This is a genomic window from Streptomyces sp. NPDC053513 (genome assembly GCF_044544765.1).
Classification (GTDB): Bacteria; Actinomycetota; Actinomycetes; order Streptomycetales; family Streptomycetaceae; genus Streptomyces; species Streptomyces litmocidini.
Map to the genome: position 1 here is coordinate 397,513 of NZ_JBITXP010000005.1, position 13,692 is coordinate 411,204.

17 protein-coding genes and 3 tRNA genes are annotated in these 13,692 nt (G+C 72.0%); 9 read left to right on the forward strand and 11 right to left on the reverse strand.

Annotation, left to right across the window (positions count from 1 at the left end; translation table 11 throughout):
* The first annotated feature begins 11 nt into the window (after nucleotides 1-11).
* Complete coding sequence (locus tag ACIGW4_RS12020) at nucleotides 12-1,238, forward strand: pyridoxal phosphate-dependent aminotransferase (RefSeq protein ID WP_123454612.1); 1,227 nt, start codon at nucleotides 12-14, stop codon at nucleotides 1,236-1,238.
* A gap of 129 nt (nucleotides 1,239-1,367) precedes the next feature.
* Nucleotides 1,368-2,387 carry an adenosine deaminase gene (locus ACIGW4_RS12025; RefSeq protein ID WP_398710128.1) on the forward strand — a complete coding sequence of 340 codons (1,020 nt, stop codon included), beginning with the start codon at nucleotides 1,368-1,370 and terminating at the stop codon, nucleotides 2,385-2,387.
* Here ACIGW4_RS12025 and ACIGW4_RS12030 read toward each other — a convergent pair.
* Complete coding sequence (locus tag ACIGW4_RS12030) at nucleotides 2,380-2,976, reverse strand: TetR/AcrR family transcriptional regulator (RefSeq protein WP_123454608.1); 597 nt, start codon at nucleotides 2,974-2,976, stop codon at nucleotides 2,380-2,382. The two genes, ACIGW4_RS12025 and ACIGW4_RS12030, sit on opposite strands and share 8 nt — an antisense overlap.
* Before the next feature lie 87 nt (nucleotides 2,977-3,063).
* Between ACIGW4_RS12030 and ACIGW4_RS12035 the strand changes: the two genes are divergently transcribed.
* Complete coding sequence (locus ACIGW4_RS12035) at nucleotides 3,064-3,696, forward strand: NAD(P)-dependent oxidoreductase (RefSeq protein WP_123454606.1); 633 nt, start codon at nucleotides 3,064-3,066, stop codon at nucleotides 3,694-3,696.
* Here ACIGW4_RS12035 and ACIGW4_RS12040 read toward each other — a convergent pair.
* The 6 genes from ACIGW4_RS12040 to ACIGW4_RS12065 form a co-directional block, all read right to left on the reverse strand.
* Nucleotides 3,693-4,802 carry a UDP-N-acetylmuramate dehydrogenase gene (locus ACIGW4_RS12040; RefSeq protein WP_398710126.1) on the reverse strand — a complete coding sequence of 370 codons (1,110 nt, stop codon included), beginning with the start codon at nucleotides 4,800-4,802 and terminating at the stop codon, nucleotides 3,693-3,695. The two genes, ACIGW4_RS12035 and ACIGW4_RS12040, sit on opposite strands and share 4 nt — an antisense overlap.
* A gap of 12 nt (nucleotides 4,803-4,814) precedes the next feature.
* Complete coding sequence (locus ACIGW4_RS12045; protein ID WP_123454602.1) at nucleotides 4,815-5,243, reverse strand: MaoC family dehydratase; 429 nt, start codon at nucleotides 5,241-5,243, stop codon at nucleotides 4,815-4,817.
* Between the two features lie 2 nt (nucleotides 5,244-5,245).
* On the reverse strand, nucleotides 5,246-5,698 hold the full coding sequence (locus tag ACIGW4_RS12050) for a MaoC family dehydratase N-terminal domain-containing protein (protein WP_030687915.1): 453 nt from the start codon (nucleotides 5,696-5,698) through the stop codon (nucleotides 5,246-5,248).
* Between the two features lie 99 nt (nucleotides 5,699-5,797).
* A complete protein-coding gene (gene rpmG / locus ACIGW4_RS12055) occupies nucleotides 5,798-5,962 on the reverse strand; it encodes a 50S ribosomal protein L33 (RefSeq protein WP_003956487.1) in 165 nt (54 codons plus the stop codon).
* An 88-nt stretch (nucleotides 5,963-6,050) separates the two neighbouring features.
* Nucleotides 6,051-6,123: transfer RNA gene (locus ACIGW4_RS12060), tRNA-Met, on the reverse strand.
* Between the two features lie 44 nt (nucleotides 6,124-6,167).
* Nucleotides 6,168-6,240 (reverse strand) — tRNA-Thr (locus ACIGW4_RS12065).
* A 206-nt stretch (nucleotides 6,241-6,446) separates the two neighbouring features.
* Between ACIGW4_RS12065 and ACIGW4_RS12070 the strand changes: the two genes are divergently transcribed.
* On the forward strand, nucleotides 6,447-7,727 hold the full coding sequence (locus ACIGW4_RS12070) for an amidohydrolase family protein (RefSeq protein WP_359590059.1): 1,281 nt from the start codon (nucleotides 6,447-6,449) through the stop codon (nucleotides 7,725-7,727).
* 2 nt (nucleotides 7,728-7,729) lie between these two features.
* Nucleotides 7,730-8,386 (forward strand): NAD(P)H-binding protein, encoded by a 657-nt coding sequence (locus ACIGW4_RS12075; RefSeq protein ID WP_123454596.1) that lies wholly within the window; start codon nucleotides 7,730-7,732, stop codon nucleotides 8,384-8,386.
* A 65-nt stretch (nucleotides 8,387-8,451) separates the two neighbouring features.
* On the opposite strand, the gene ACIGW4_RS12080 is transcribed toward ACIGW4_RS12075, so the two are convergent.
* Nucleotides 8,452-8,533: transfer RNA gene (locus ACIGW4_RS12080), tRNA-Tyr, on the reverse strand.
* A 172-nt stretch (nucleotides 8,534-8,705) separates the two neighbouring features.
* Here ACIGW4_RS12080 and ACIGW4_RS12085 point away from each other — a divergent pair.
* The 4 genes from ACIGW4_RS12085 (at nucleotide 8,706) to ACIGW4_RS12100 (ending at nucleotide 11,699) form a co-directional block, all read left to right on the forward strand.
* Nucleotides 8,706-9,197 carry a YajQ family cyclic di-GMP-binding protein gene (locus ACIGW4_RS12085; protein WP_123454594.1) on the forward strand — a complete coding sequence of 164 codons (492 nt, stop codon included), beginning with the start codon at nucleotides 8,706-8,708 and terminating at the stop codon, nucleotides 9,195-9,197.
* A gap of 117 nt (nucleotides 9,198-9,314) precedes the next feature.
* Nucleotides 9,315-9,824, forward strand: coding sequence for a methylated-DNA--[protein]-cysteine S-methyltransferase (locus tag ACIGW4_RS12090; RefSeq protein WP_359590061.1), 510 nt, complete (start codon nucleotides 9,315-9,317; stop codon nucleotides 9,822-9,824).
* Nucleotides 9,821-10,450 carry an alpha-ketoglutarate-dependent dioxygenase AlkB gene (locus tag ACIGW4_RS12095; protein ID WP_123454591.1) on the forward strand — a complete coding sequence of 210 codons (630 nt, stop codon included), beginning with the start codon at nucleotides 9,821-9,823 and terminating at the stop codon, nucleotides 10,448-10,450. Before ACIGW4_RS12090 ends, ACIGW4_RS12095 begins: the two co-directional genes overlap by 4 nt.
* A 10-nt stretch (nucleotides 10,451-10,460) precedes the next feature.
* On the forward strand, nucleotides 10,461-11,699 hold the full coding sequence (locus ACIGW4_RS12100; protein WP_398710121.1) for an APC family permease: 1,239 nt from the start codon (nucleotides 10,461-10,463) through the stop codon (nucleotides 11,697-11,699).
* 90 nt (nucleotides 11,700-11,789) lie between these two features.
* Here the strand turns inward: ACIGW4_RS12100 and ACIGW4_RS12105 are convergent, their stop codons facing one another.
* The 3 genes from ACIGW4_RS12105 to mscL all read right to left on the reverse strand — a co-directional run bounded on the left by ACIGW4_RS12105 (nucleotide 11,790) and on the right by mscL (nucleotide 13,658).
* Nucleotides 11,790-12,188 carry a YccF domain-containing protein gene (locus ACIGW4_RS12105; RefSeq protein ID WP_398710120.1) on the reverse strand — a complete coding sequence of 133 codons (399 nt, stop codon included), beginning with the start codon at nucleotides 12,186-12,188 and terminating at the stop codon, nucleotides 11,790-11,792.
* Complete coding sequence (htpX, locus tag ACIGW4_RS12110; RefSeq protein WP_123454587.1) at nucleotides 12,185-13,048, reverse strand: zinc metalloprotease HtpX; 864 nt, start codon at nucleotides 13,046-13,048, stop codon at nucleotides 12,185-12,187. Before htpX ends, ACIGW4_RS12105 begins: the two co-directional genes overlap by 4 nt.
* Nucleotides 13,049-13,202: 154 nt before the next feature.
* A complete protein-coding gene (gene mscL / locus ACIGW4_RS12115; RefSeq protein ID WP_399579989.1) occupies nucleotides 13,203-13,658 on the reverse strand; it encodes a large conductance mechanosensitive channel protein MscL in 456 nt (151 codons plus the stop codon).
* Nucleotides 13,659-13,692 lie beyond the last annotated feature (34 nt).

Here is a 13,692-nt window from a genome sequence, read left to right on the forward strand (position 1 = left end):
CGATGGGCCGTATGAGCGCTGCTACCCCTCCCACCGAGCGTCGGGTCTCCGCCCGGATCGGTGCGATCTCCGAGTCCGCCACCCTCGCCGTCGACGCCAAGGCCAAGGCCCTCAAGGCCGCCGGGCGCCCGGTGATCGGTTTCGGCGCGGGTGAGCCCGACTTCCCGACGCCGGACTACATCGTCGAGGCGGCCGTCGAGGCCTGCAAGAACCCCAAGTACCACCGCTACACGCCGGCCGGCGGTCTGCCCGAGCTGAAGACCGCGATCGCCGCCAAGACGCTGCGCGACTCCGGCTACGAGGTCGACGCCTCCCAGGTCCTGGTGACCAACGGCGGCAAGCAGGCGATCTACGAGGCCTTCGCGGCGATCCTCGACCCGGGCGACGAGGTCATCGTCCCGGCGCCGTACTGGACGACGTACCCCGAGTCGATCCGCCTCGCGGGCGGTGTCCCGGTGGAGGTCGTGGCCGACGAGACCACGGGCTACCGGGTCTCGGTGGAGCAGCTGGAGGCGGCGCGCACGGAGAAGACCAAGGTCGTCCTCTTCGTCTCCCCCTCGAACCCGACCGGCGCGGTCTACAGCGAGGCGGACGCCGAGGCGATCGGCCGCTGGGCCGTCGAGCACGGCCTGTGGGTCCTGACGGACGAGATCTACGAGCACCTGGTCTACGGCGACGCGAAGTTCGTCTCGCTGCCGGCGATCGTGCCCGAGCTGCGCGACAAGTGCATCGTGGTGAACGGCGTGGCGAAGACGTACGCGATGACGGGCTGGCGCGTCGGGTGGATCGTCGGCCCGAAGGACGTCGTCAAGGCCGCGACGAACCTGCAGTCGCACGCCACGTCCAACGTGAGCAACGTCGCGCAGGTGGCCGCGCTCGCCGCCGTCTCCGGCGACCTGGACGCGGTCGCCGAGATGCGCGCCGCCTTCGACCGCCGCCGCCAGACGATCGTGCGGATGCTGAACGAGATCGAGGGCGTGTACTGCCCGACGCCCGAGGGCGCGTTCTACGCGTACCCGTCGGTGAAGGGGCTGCTCGGCAAGGAGATCCGCGGCAAGCGCCCGCAGGACTCGGTCGAGCTGGCCGCCCTGATCCTGGACGAGGCCGAGGTCGCGGTCGTCCCGGGCGAGGCCTTCGGCACCCCGGGCTACCTGCGCCTGTCGTACGCGCTGGGCGACGAGGACCTGGTGGAGGGCGTGTCCCGGATCCAGAAGCTCCTCGCCGAGGCGCGCGACTGATCCAGTCCTCGAATTCAGGGACTGCGGGCCCCCGGTTCTCGGAACCGGGGGCCCGTTCTTGCGTTCTAGCAAGGTCCCGATCGGGGAAACGGACTGTATTCGTCCATTCGGGTGCGGCAGTATCGGCCGATGGAGCATGTACGCGATATCACCCTGTTGCCCAAGGCCCATCTGCACCTGCACTTCACCGGTTCGATGCGGCCCACGACGCTCATCGAGCTGGCCGACAAGTACGGCGTGCACCTCCCGGAGGCGCTGAGCAGCGGTACGCCCCCCAAGCTGCGGGCGACCGACGAGCGCGGCTGGTTCCGCTTCCAGCGGCTCTACGACATCGCCCGCTCCTGCCTGCGCGAGCCGGAGGACATCCGGCGGCTGGTGCGCGAGGCGGCGCAGGAGGACGTGCGGGACGGCTCCGGCTGGCTGGAGATCCAGGTCGACCCCACCTCGTACGCCCCGCACCTGGGCGGTCTGATCCCGGCCCTGGAGATCATCCTGGACGCGGTGGACGGGGCCTCCCGGGAGACCGGGCTCGGGATGCGGGTGCTCGTCGCGGCGAACCGGATGAAGCACCCCCTGGAGGCGCGGACCCTGGCCCGACTCGCGGTGCGTTTCGCGGACCGGGGGGTGGTCGGTTTCGGGCTCTCCAACGACGAGCGGCGGGGCATGGCCCGGGACTTCGACCGGGCCTTCGCGATCGCGCGGGAGGGCGGCCTCCTCGCGGCCCCGCACGGCGGCGAGCTGACGGGGCCGTCGTCCGTACGGGACTGCCTGGACGACCTGCGGGCGGCGCGGGTCGGTCACGGGGTGCGGGCGGCGGAGGACCCGGGGCTGCTGCGGCGGCTCGCCGAGAAGGGCGTGACCTGCGAGGTCTGCCCGGCGTCGAACGTCGCGCTCGGGGTGTACGAGAAGCACGAGGACGTGCCGCTGCGGACCCTCTTCGAGGCCGGGGTGCCGATGGCGCTCGGTGCGGACGACCCGCTGCTCTTCGGTTCGCGGCTCGCGGCGCAGTACGAGATCGCCCGTCGGCACCACGGGTTCACGGACGCGGAGCTGGCGGAGCTGGCCCGGCAGTCGGTGCGGGGCTCGGCGGCGCCCGAGGACGTCAGGGCGAAGCTGCTCGCGGGCATCGACGACTGGCTCGCTAGCTGATTCCCCGGAGCAGGGTGCGGGCGAGCGAGCGCGCGAAGTCGTCGAGGGAGTCCGGCGGCCTGCGGTCCGGGCTCATCTCCCAGGCGAAGGAGCGCTGCACACAGGCCCCGAGGAGCAGGGAGGCGGCGGCCACCGGGTCGGCGTCGGGGCCGATGCGGCCGTGCCGCTGTTCGGCGCGGAGATAGGCGGCGAGGCCTTCGATGGGCTTGTGGGGGCCCATGCCGTAGGTGCGCATGGCCTCCTCGTGGCGCCGCTTGAGCTGCGGCTCCGCGTAGAGGGAGGCGACGACCGGGAAGGTCTGCTCGTAGAAGAGCGCGGCCTGCCGGGCGACCTCGACGAGGTTCTCCTCGACGGTGCGGCCGCCGGGGTCGGCGACGAGCGTGCCGAGGAGGCCGCCGAGCTGGGGCAGGCGCTCGTTCAGGACGGTCAGGAAGAGCTCTTCCTTGCTGCTGAAGTACTTGTAGAGGGCGGCTTCCGAGCAGCCGGCCGCCTTGGCGATCTCCTTGGTGGTGGTGCGGGCGAGCCCCGCCGTCCGCATGAGGTCGCGGGCGGCGTCGACGATCCGGGTGCGGGTCGACCTCTGTTCCATGCATCCTCCAGCCACGCTTGACGTGTGAGTGAGTATCCACTCACCCTGGGGGTGAGTGAATACTTACCCACCCGGGGAGGGTGCGACATGAAGCTCACAGTCTTCGGTGCGACCGGCGGCATCGGCCAGGAGGTCGTCCGGCAGGCCCTGGCCTCGGGCCACGAGGTGACGGCGGTGGTCCGGGACCCCGCGCGGCTCACGGCGACGGGCTCCCGCCTGACGGTCCGCCGGGCCGACCTGTCCGACCCCGAGGCCCTGCGCGGGGCGGTCGCGGGCCGGGACGCGGTGCTCTCGGGCCTCGGGGCCCGCACCCGGGCGGACGCGGGCGTGGCCGCCCGGCTCACCCGCTCGGTGCTCGCGGCGATGGAGGCCGAGAGGACGCGCCGGCTCCTGGTGGTCAGCGCGGCCCCGCTGGGCCCGGTCCCGGACGGCCAGGCCCTCGTCGACAAGGCCGTGCTGGCGATCGTCAACAGCGTCCTGAAGGACGTCTACGCCGACCTGCGGGTCATGGAGGCGGAGCTCGCCGCGAGCGGCGCCGACTGGACGTCCGTGCGCCCGCCCAAGCTGACGAACGGGCCGGGCACCGGCCGGTACCGCAAGGTCGTCGGCGGCACCCCTCCCCGGGGCCGCTCCCTGGCCCGCGCGGACGTGGCGCACGCGATGCTGGCGATGATCGACGACCCCGCGACGGTCAAACAGGCCGTCGGGGTGGCGTACTAGAGCTCCACGCCCACGGTCACCGGCTCGTTGACGAGGGTGACGCCGAAGGCCTCGTGCACTCCGGCGACGACCTCGCGGGCGAGGGCGAGGAGGTCCTCGGTGGTCGCCTCGCCCCGGTTGGTGAGGGCGAGCGTGTGCTTGGTGGAGATCCGGGCGGGCCCGGAGCCGTACCCCTTGGTGAAGCCGGCCTTGTCGATCAGCCAGGCCGCCGAGGTCTTGGTGAAGGAGGTGCCCACGGGGAACGCCGGTGCCTGGGCCTCGGGGCCGAGGCGCTCGGCCACGCGGGCCCGGAAGGCGTCGAACTCCTCGTTCGGGAGGATCGGGTTGGTGAAGAAGGATCCGGCGGACCAGGTGTCGTGGTCCTCGGGGTCCAGGACCATGCCCTTGCTCGCGCGCAGCTTCAGGACGGTCTCGCGGGCGTGGGCGAGCGGCACCCGGTCGCCCATCCCGACGCCGAGGGCGCGGGCGGTCTGCTCGTAGGCGATCGGGGCGGACAGGCCGCCGGCGTCCTCCAGCTCGAAACGGACGCGCAGCACGACGTAGGTGTCGGGGAGCTTCTTGAAGAGGCTGTGCCGGTACGAGAAGTCGCACTGCTCGTTCGTCAGCGTGACGACCCGGTGGTCGTCCCTGTCGTACGCCACGACCTCGGTGAGGGTGGCGGAGACGTCCTGTCCGTACGCGCCGACGTTCTGGATGGGGGTCGCGCCGGCCGAGCCGGGGATGCCGGCCAGGCACTCGATCCCGGCGAGCCCGGCCTCGACGGTCCGGGCGACGACGTCGGTCCAGACCTCGCCGGCGGCGACCTCCAGACGGGTCCCGTCGAGGGTGAAGCCGGTGGTGGCGATGCGCAGCGCGGTGCCCTCGAAGCCCTTGTCCCCGATGACCAGGTTGGATCCGCCGCCGATGATCAGCAGCGGGGCCCCGGTGGCGTCGGCCTCGCGGACGGCGGCGATGACCTCGTCGTCGGTGGTGGCGGTGACCAGCCGGGTGGCGGGACCGCCGAGCCGGAAGGTGGTCAGGGGCGCGAGGGGGGCGTCGTTGAGGAGCTGCACGGGCTCAAGAGTACGAGAAAGCCCATGACCCCTCGCGCGCCGGCGACGGGTCATGGGCTCACGGGGTCAGGCCAGTCGTACGACGGCCCGGCTCATGCCCAGGACCTTCTGCCCGGCGCTCGTGGCCGTGATGTCGACCCGCACCCGCTGGTCGTCCAGCTTGGCGGCGACCTTGGCGGAGACCTCGATCAGGGCGCCGGCCTCGTCGTTGGGGACGACGACCGGCTTGGTGAAGCGGACGCCGTACTCGACGACGGCGGCGGGGTCGCCGGTCCAGTCGGTGACGACGCGGATCGCCTCGGCCATGGTGAACATGCCGTGGGCGATGACGTCCGGGAGGCCGACCTCGACCGCGAACTTCTCGTTCCAGTGGATCGGGTTGAAGTCCCCGGAGGCGCCGGCGTACTGCACGAGCGTGGCGCGGGTCACGGGGAAGGTCTGCGCGGGCAGCTCGGTGCCGACCTCGACCTCGTCGTAGGCGATCTTCGCGGTCATGGTCAGGCCCCCTCGGGCGCGCGGGAGACGAGCTTGGTCCAGGCGGTGACGACGTGCTCGCCGGAGGCGTCGTGGACCTCGCCGCGGATGTCCAGGATGTCGTTGCCGGCGAGGGACTTGATCGCCTCGATGGTGGAGGTGACCGAGAGCCGGTCCCCGGCGCGTACGGGCCGGGTGTAGGCGAACTTCTGGTCGCCGTGGACGACGCGGCTGTAGTCGAGGCCCAGCTGCGGGTCCTCGATGACGGCGCCGGCCGCCTTGAACGTGATGGCGAACACGAAAGTGGGCGGGGCGATCACATCGGAATGCCCGAGCGCCTTGGCCGCCTCGGTGTCGGTGTAGGCGGGATTGGCGTCACCGATCGCCTCGGCGAACTCGCGGATCTTCTCGCGGCCGACCTCGTAGGGCGCGGTGGGCGGATAGGTCCGGCCCACGAAGGACTGGTCGAGCGCCATGGACTCGATACCTCCTGGATTTCTTGCCGATGTTGCCGTGATGCCGATAAACGACACGAGGCCGCCCCCTGGTGGGGACGGCCTCGTGTACGAGCCTGATTAGCGCGTCTCGCGGTGCGCGGTGTGCGAGTTGCAGCGGGGGCAGTGCTTCTTCATCTCAAGACGGTCCGGGTTGTTACGCCGGTTCTTCTTGGTGATGTAGTTCCGCTCCTTGCACTCCACGCAGGCCAGCGTGATCTTCGGGCGGACGTCGGTGGCAGCCACGTGAGTGCTCCTTGACGGACGGATGGACGGATGAACGCATAGAAGAGTAGCCGATCGCAGGACCGACCCCACAATCGGCTACTGTCTGTAGCGGTGACCGGACTTGAACCGGTGACACAGCGATTATGAGCCGCTTGCTCTACCGACTGAGCTACACCGCTTTGATGATCCGGATCCCGCCCGAAGGCGGGATCCCTCTCACCAGAGCCCCAATACGGAATCGAACCGTAGACCTTCTCCTTACCATGGAGACGCTCTACCGACTGAGCTATTGGGGCGAGCGAGGAAGACATTACACGGTCTCCGGCCCATCACCCAAATCCGTTTCCCGGCGGCCTCGCGACACCCCTCACCAGGCGTCCCGTACGCCACTCGTGGCCTCATCGGTACGACTATTGCGCTCCTCCTCGAAGGTCGCTCCGAGCGCCCCTAGGCTCGGCCCCACGCTGCGCGATCTTGATCTTGAGGAGCCTTGAGGAGCCCGATGTCAGCCGACAGCAAGCAGCCCCAGCCGCCCGAGGACGGGGCCGCCACCACCGCCGACTCGACCTCGCTCCTGCTCTCCCACGCGCGCCTCACCGACGGACGGACCGTGGACGTACGGCTCGTCGGCAACCGGATCGAGGCCGTCGGCACCGCGGGCAGCCTCACCACCGTGGGCGCCCGGGTCGACCTGGCCGGCTACCTCCTGCTGCCCGCCGCCGCCGAACCCCACGCCCACGCCGACACCGCGCTCTCCGCCGACACCCCGGGCCCCGTCCCGTACGCCCCCGAGGAGGTGCAACGGCGGGCCACCGAGGCCGCGCTCCTCCAGCTGGGCCACGGCGCGACCGCGCTCCGCGCGCACGTGCGCATCGGCGACGTCCACGGACTCGGCCCGCTCGAAGCGGTCCTTCAGGCCCGGCGCTCGCTGCGCGGCCTCGCCGACCTGACGGCCGTCGCCGTGCCCCGGCTGCTCACGGGCGTCGCGGGGGCGGACGGACTCGCGATGCTGCGGGACGCGGTGAAGATGGGCGCCGGGGTGGTCGGCGGCTGCCCGGACCTCGACCCGGACCCGGCCGGGTACGTGGAGGCCGTCCTCGCCGTCGCGGCCGAGCACGGCGTCCCGGTCGACCTGCACACCGACGGGGACGACCCCGCCCGCCTCGCCCGGCTCGCGGCGATGGCCGGCGGACTGCGGCCCGGGGTCGTGATCGGCCCGTGCGCCGGCCTCGCCCGGCTCCCCACCGACACGGCGAGCCGGACGGCGGACCGGCTGGCGGCGGCCGGGGTGACGGTGATCTGCCTGCCCCAGGGCGGCTGCTCCGGCACGGAGCTGCGCGGAGCGGCGCCCGTACGGCTGCTGCGGGCGGCCGGGGTGCGGGTCGCGGCGGGCAGCGGGGCGCTGCGGGACGTGGCCAACCCGGTGGGGCGGGGGGACCCGCTGGAGGCGGCCTACCTGCTGGCCTCGCTCGGCGGACTGCCGCCCCGGGAGGCGTACGGGGCGGTGAGCGAGCGGGCGCGGGAGGCGATGGGCCTGCCGGAGGTGCGGGTGGAGGCCGGCTTCCCGGCGGAGCTGCTCGCGGTGCGCGGCGAGCGCCTCGCGGGCGTGCTGTCCCTCGCGTACAGCCGGATCGTGGTGCACCGGGGACGGGTGGTGGCCCGGACGAGCGCGGTGCGGGAGTACTGCGACTCGGCGGCGGCCCTGGACCTGCCGCGCCAGGCGCGCCCGGAGCGACCGCCCGAGCCGGGGAGCCCTCCGGCCGGTCCCGACGTACGGTCGTGAGTATGCGCATCGTCATCGCTGGAGGACACGGACGGATCGCCCTGCGCCTGGAGAGGCTGCTCTCGCACGCCGGGCACGAGGTCGCGGGGATCATCCGCAGACCGGAGCAGGGCGCCGATCTGCGGGAGGCGGGCGCCGAGCCCGTCGTCCTGGATCTGGAGTCGGCGTCGGTCGAGATGGTGGCCGCGGTGCTGCAGGGCGCCGACGCGGCCGTCTTCGCGGCGGGCGCGGGCCCGGGCAGCGGCGTCGACCGCAAGGACACGGTGGACCGGGCGGCGGCCGTCCTGTTCGCCGACGCGGCGGAACGCGCGGGCGTGCGCCGGTACCTCGTCGTCTCCTCGATGGGCGCGGACGCCTCCCACCCGGGCGACGAGGTCTTCGACGCCTACCTCCGCGCGAAGGGCGCGGCCGACGACGACATCCGCTCCCGCACGGCCCTGGACTGGACGATCCTGCGCCCCGGCTCCCTGACGGACGACGCGGGCACGGGCATGGTCCGCCTGGAGGCCCGCACGGGCCGCGGGCCGGTCCCCCGGGACGACGTGGCCGCGGTCCTCGCCGAGCTCCTCGACACCCCGGCGACCGCCGGCCTGACCCTGGAACTGGTCGCCGGTTCGGTCCCGGTCTCGGTCGCGGTGAAGGACGTGGCCGGCAACTGACCCCTTCGGTCACCCCCGGAAACGAGTGAAGGCCCCCGGTGCAAGCACCGGGGGCCTTCTTCACGTGGCGACGCCAGGATTCGAACCTGGGTAGGCTAAGCCGACGGATTTACAGTCCGCTCCCATTGGCCACTCGGGCACATCGCCATGGGTTCGCTGCCTTGGTCCTCCGCTTTTCTGCGGTGTTCCCCGGCAACGACGTAAACAATACCTGATCCCGGGGGGTGCTTCGCCACCCGATTGATCAGCGGTTCGGTCGGCGGCTCACCCCCTAGGCTTCTGGGGTACCCCACAGCATCCGAGCAAGGAGCCACGAGTCATGGCCGACTCCAGTTTCGACATCGTCTCCAAGGTCGATCGGCAGGAGGTCGACAACGCCCTCAACCAGGCCGTGAAGGAGATCTCGCAGCGCTACGACTTCAAGGGAACCAACGCCTCGATCTCCTGGTCGGGCGAGAAGATCCTGATGCAGGCGAACGGCGAGGAGCGCGTCAAGGCGATCCTCGACATCTTCCAGTCCAAGCTGATCAAGCGCGGCATCTCGCTGAAGTCGCTGGACGTCGAGGGCGAGCCGCAGCTGTCCGGCAAGGAGTACAAGCTCTTCGCCTCCGTGCAGGAGGGCATCTCCCAGGAGAACGCCAAGAAGGTCGCGAAGACCATCCGCGACGAGGGCCCCAAGGGCGTCAAGGCCCAGGTCCAGGGCGACGAGCTGCGCGTCAGCTCGAAGAGCCGGGACGACCTGCAGGCCGTGCAGGCGCTGCTCAAGGGCAAGGACTTCGACTTCGCGATCCAGTTCGTGAACTACCGCTGACCTCACGCCGATCCCGTAGCGGGCCATGAGGGTCGTGTCCGAATACCGCCGGTCCGGGACCGGGCGGCCCCCGCACACTGGGTCTCCGGAAGACCCGTGCGGGGAGAGGAACCAGTCATGACCGTGTACGCGTACGTCGACGGCCCCCTGGGCGAGATGCTCCTCGTCGGACAGCTCGCCGAAGGGGGCCGGGCCGTGCTGCGCTCGCTGTCCCTGCCGGGGCAGAAGGGCGCCGTCGCGGTCGGGGACGGCTGGACGCTCGCGCCCGAGGCGTTCGCCGAGGCCGCCGGGCAGCTGGGCGAGTACTTCGCCGGCCGCCGCGACCGGTTCGACCTGCCGCTCTCCGGCGACACCGGGACCGCGTTCCAGCGGCGCGTCTGGCGGGCCCTGGAGGAGATCCCGTACGGGACCACCGTCTCGTACGGGGAGATCGCCCGGCGGGTCGGTTCGCCCGGCGCCGGGGTACGGGCCGTGGGCACCGCGATCGGCCGCAATCCGCTGCTCGTGGTGCGGCCCTGCCACCGGGTGATCGGCGCCGACGGAAGCCTGCGCGGGTACGCCGCGGGCCTCGAGCGCAAGGAGCGGCTCCTCGGCCTCGAGGGGGCCCTCGAAGGCTCCCCCGCGTGACCGACGGGCTCTTCCCCCGCGAGCGGGCCGAGATCGCGCCCGGGGCGGTGCACGTGCCCGCGTGGCTGCCGTTCGCGCGCCGGCGGGAGCTGGTGGACGCCTGCCGGGAGTGGGGGCGCGGGCCCTTCCCGTACCGGCACACCGTGCTGCCCGGCGGCGGCGTGATGTCGGTGCGCTCACTGGCCCTGGGGCGGCAGTGGGTGCCGTACCGCTACCTCGACGCGGTCGGGATCGCGCTGCCGGACTGGCTGGTCGAGCTGGGCCGGGCGGCGCTCGTCGAGGCGTACGGCGAGCACGGCGGTTTCACCCCCGACACCGCGCTGGTGAACTTCTACGCGCCGGGGGCGCGGATGGGGATGCACCAGGACCGGGAGGAGCGCTCCTCCGCGCCGGTGGTGTCGCTGAGCCTCGGGGACCGGTGCGTGTTCCGCTTCGGGAACGAGGAGAACCGCGGCCGGCCCTACCAGGACGTCGACCTGGGCTCCGGGGACCTCTTCGTCTTCGGCGGGGCTTCGCGCTGGGTCCACCACGGGGTCCCCAAGGTGTTCCCGGGGACGGCCGAGCCGGGGCTGGGCCTGGTGGGGCGGCTGAACATCACGCTCAGGGAGACCGGACTCAGCGTTTAATGTGCGGAGCATGACACCGGAACTGCGCCGCTCCCTGGGCCTCTTCGACGCGGTCGTGATCGGCCTCGGCTCGATGATCGGAGCCGGGATCTTCGTCGCGCTCGGACCCGCTGCGGACGCGGCCGGTTCCGGGGCCGGACTGCTCTGCGCGCTCGGGCTCGCCGCCGTCGTGGCGTACTGCAACGCCATGGCCTCGGCACGGCTCGCCGCTCTCCACCCGGCCTCCGGCGGCACGTACGTGTACGGTCGCGAACGCCTCGGATCGTTCTGGGGTTATCTGGCCGGCTGGGCGTTCGTCGCCGGCAAGACCGCCTCGTGCGCGGCCATGGCACTCACGGTCGGGGCCTACGCGTGGCCGGAGCAGGCGCACGCGGTGGCGGTCGCCGCCGTGGCCGCCCTGACAGCCGTCAACTACAGGGGAGTTCAGAAATCCGCGCTCCTCACGCGGGTGATCGTGGCACTCGTCCTGGCAGTGCTCGCCTGCGTCGTCACGGTGTCCCTCGGAGCCGGCGGAGAGGGACTGGCGGCCCCTGGCGACGCCTTCACGACGGACGGCGTTCTCCAGGCCGCGGGTTTGCTCTTCTTCGCGTTCGCAGGGTACGCGCGGATCGCCACGCTCGGCGAGGAGGTCCGCGACCCGGCCCGCACCATCCCCCGCGCGGTGCCGCTCGCGCTCGGCCTCGCGCTCGCCGTCTACGCCCTCGTCGCGGTGAGCGTGCTCACCGTCCTCGGCCCCTCGGCCCTCGCCGCCTCCCCCGCGCCGCTCGCCGACGCCGCCCGCGCGGCGGACGCCGGGTGGCTGGTGCCGCTGGTGACGGTCGGCGCGGCGGTCGCCGCCCTCGGCTCGCTGCTCTCCCTGATCCTCGGGGTCTCCCGCACGACCCTGGCGATGGCCCGCGACGCGTACCTGCCGACGGCCCTCGCGGCCGTACACCCCCGCCACCGGGTCCCGCACCGGGCGGAGCTCGCGGTGGGCGCGGTGGTGGCCGTGGTGGCGGCGACGGTGGACGTGCGGGGCGCGATCGGCTTCTCGTCCTTCGGCGTCCTCGTCTACTACGGGATCGCGAACGCCTCCGCCTGGACCCTCGGCGGCCGCGCCCGCCCCCTGGCCGCCCTCGGCCTCACCGGCTGCGCCGCTCTCGCCTTCGCCCTCCCCCTCGGCTCCGTCCTGGCGGGCTCGGGGGTCGTGGCGGCGGGTGTGGTGGCCTGGGCGGTGAGCCGGGGGCGGGCGACACCACCGCGCCCATGACCCTGCCGGCCCCCTACGGACGCTCCCCCGCCACGGGGTCGCGCCCGCTGGGCCCGCACCGCGGGGGTGCCGTTCCGCCGGGGCGGCGTGTCAGTGGTTCGTGTAGCCGTACGGCTGGTCCGTCGGGACGATTTCCTTGCCCAGCGGCAGCAGCGACACCGGAATCATCTTGAAGTTCGCGACACCCAGCGGGATCCCGATGATCGTGATGCAGAGGGCGATGCCCGTCGTGATGTGCCCGAGCGCCAGCCACCACCCCGCCAGGATCAGCCACAGCACGTTGCCGACGCAGGACGGCGCGCCCGCGTCGCGCCGGTCGACGACCGTCTGGCCGAAGGGCCAGAGCGCGTAGAGGCCGATGCGAAAGGCGGCGAGCCCGAAGGGGATGCCGATGATCGTGACGCAGAGCAGGACACCCGCGGCGATGTAGCCCAGGAACATCCAGAATCCGCACAGGACCAGCCATATGACGTTGAGGATCGTCTTCACGGGCGTCGACCTGCCATCTGTTCGAGCCGGGCGATGCGCTCGGCCATCGGTGGATGGGTGGAGAACATCTTGGAGAGGCCCTGCCCGGGCCGGAAGGGGTTCGCGATCATCATGTGGCTCGCGGTCTCGATCCTCGGCTCGGGCGGCAGCGGCAGCTGCCTGGTGCCGGACTCCAGCTTCCGCAGGGCGTTGGCGAGGGCGAGCGGGTCGCCGGTGAGCTGGGCGCCGGAGGCGTCGGCCTCGTACTCGCGGGAGCGGGAGATGGCGAGCTGGATGATCGAGGCGGCGATCGGGCCGAGGATGAGGATCAGCAGGTAGCCGAGGATGCCGGGGCCGTCGTCGTCGTCGGAGCGGCCGACGGGGATCAGCCAGGCGAAGTTGACCAGGAACATGATCACGGAGGCGAGCGCTCCGGCGACCGAGGAGATGAGGATGTCCCGGTTGTAGACGTGGCTCAGCTCGTGTCCGATGACCCCGCGGAGCTCCCGCTCGTCGAGGAGGGCGAGGATGCCCTCGGTGCAGCAGACGGCGGCGTTGCGCGGGTTGCGGCCGGTCGCGAAGGCGTTGGGCGCCTGGGTGGGTGAGATGTAGAGCCGGGGCATGGGCTGGCGGGCCTGGGTGGAGAGCTCGCGGACCATCCGGTACAGCGCCGGTGCCTCGAATTCGCTCACCGGCCGGGCCCGCATGGCCCGCAGCGCCAGCTTGTCGCTGTTCCAGTACGCGTACGCGTTGGTGCCGAGCGCCACGAGCAGCGCGACGATCAGCCCCGTACGCCCGAAGAAGCTGCCGATGACGATGATGAGGGCCGAGAGCCCTCCGAGGAGGACGGCGGTCCTCAGCCCGTTGTGCCGGCGGTGCACGGTACGCCCTCCAGGTGGTGCGGCAGGGGAACCCTTTTCCTCGTGGTCTACTCGTCCAGTGGACCCTCCCGTACTGGTCAACGCCAGGCGAAAGGTTCGGGTTCCCCGGCTCGCGCGGGGTGCCGTGTGGGCCGTACGGGTGAGCCGTCGGCCGCTAGCGGGCGGCGGGGATCTTCTCCAGGGCGGCGGTGAGGGCGACGGGCTCGACCTCGCTGGTGCAGTGGGCGCAGCGGGAGGCGATGGCCGGGATCTCGGTGAAGCAGCGGGGGCAGTCGCGCTTCTCCGCCTTGGGGTCCTTCGCCTCCTCCTTGGCGAACTTCTCCTGGATCTTCGTCATGGGGACGACGATGAGGAAGTAGAGGACCGCGGCGGTGATGACGAACGCTATGGCGGCGGCGATCGCCAGGCCGTAGGGGAAGTCCGTCTTGCCGATGGTGAACTTGGCCTCGCTGAAGTCGCCGACCGAGCCGGTGGCCAGACCGATGAGCGGGGTGATGAACGCCTTGCTGAAGCCGGTGACGACGGCCGTGAACGCCGAGCCGACGGCCAGGCCGATGGCCATGGAGATGACGTTCCCGCGAAGTATGAAGTCCTTGAATCCGTTCAGCACGGGTTGTCGCTCCTCGGTGTTTCCGTGTGTGGGG

Excerpts from the sequence above, each read along its gene's own strand:
- ACIGW4_RS12020 (WP_123454612.1), top strand. The coding sequence starts at position 12 with ATGAGCGCTGCTACCCCTCCCACCGAGCGTCGGGTCTCCGCCCGGATC.
- ACIGW4_RS12040 (WP_398710126.1), bottom strand. The coding sequence starts at position 4,802 with ATGACCCGTCGCCGGCGCGCGAGGGGTCATGGGCTTTCTCGTACTCTT.
- ACIGW4_RS12035 (WP_123454606.1), top strand. The coding sequence starts at position 3,064 with ATGAAGCTCACAGTCTTCGGTGCGACCGGCGGCATCGGCCAGGAGGTC.
- ACIGW4_RS12030 (WP_123454608.1), bottom strand. The coding sequence starts at position 2,976 with ATGGAACAGAGGTCGACCCGCACCCGGATCGTCGACGCCGCCCGCGAC.
- ACIGW4_RS12085 (WP_123454594.1), top strand. The coding sequence starts at position 8,706 with ATGGCCGACTCCAGTTTCGACATCGTCTCCAAGGTCGATCGGCAGGAG.
- ACIGW4_RS12090 (WP_359590061.1), top strand. The coding sequence starts at position 9,315 with ATGACCGTGTACGCGTACGTCGACGGCCCCCTGGGCGAGATGCTCCTC.
- ACIGW4_RS12100 (WP_398710121.1), top strand. The coding sequence starts at position 10,461 with ATGACACCGGAACTGCGCCGCTCCCTGGGCCTCTTCGACGCGGTCGTG.
- ACIGW4_RS12075 (WP_123454596.1), top strand. The coding sequence starts at position 7,730 with ATGCGCATCGTCATCGCTGGAGGACACGGACGGATCGCCCTGCGCCTG.
- ACIGW4_RS12070 (WP_359590059.1), top strand. The coding sequence starts at position 6,447 with ATGTCAGCCGACAGCAAGCAGCCCCAGCCGCCCGAGGACGGGGCCGCC.
- ACIGW4_RS12050 (WP_030687915.1), bottom strand. The coding sequence starts at position 5,698 with ATGGCGCTCGACCAGTCCTTCGTGGGCCGGACCTATCCGCCCACCGCG.
- ACIGW4_RS12025 (WP_398710128.1), top strand. The coding sequence starts at position 1,368 with ATGGAGCATGTACGCGATATCACCCTGTTGCCCAAGGCCCATCTGCAC.
- ACIGW4_RS12045 (WP_123454602.1), bottom strand. The coding sequence starts at position 5,243 with ATGACCGCGAAGATCGCCTACGACGAGGTCGAGGTCGGCACCGAGCTG.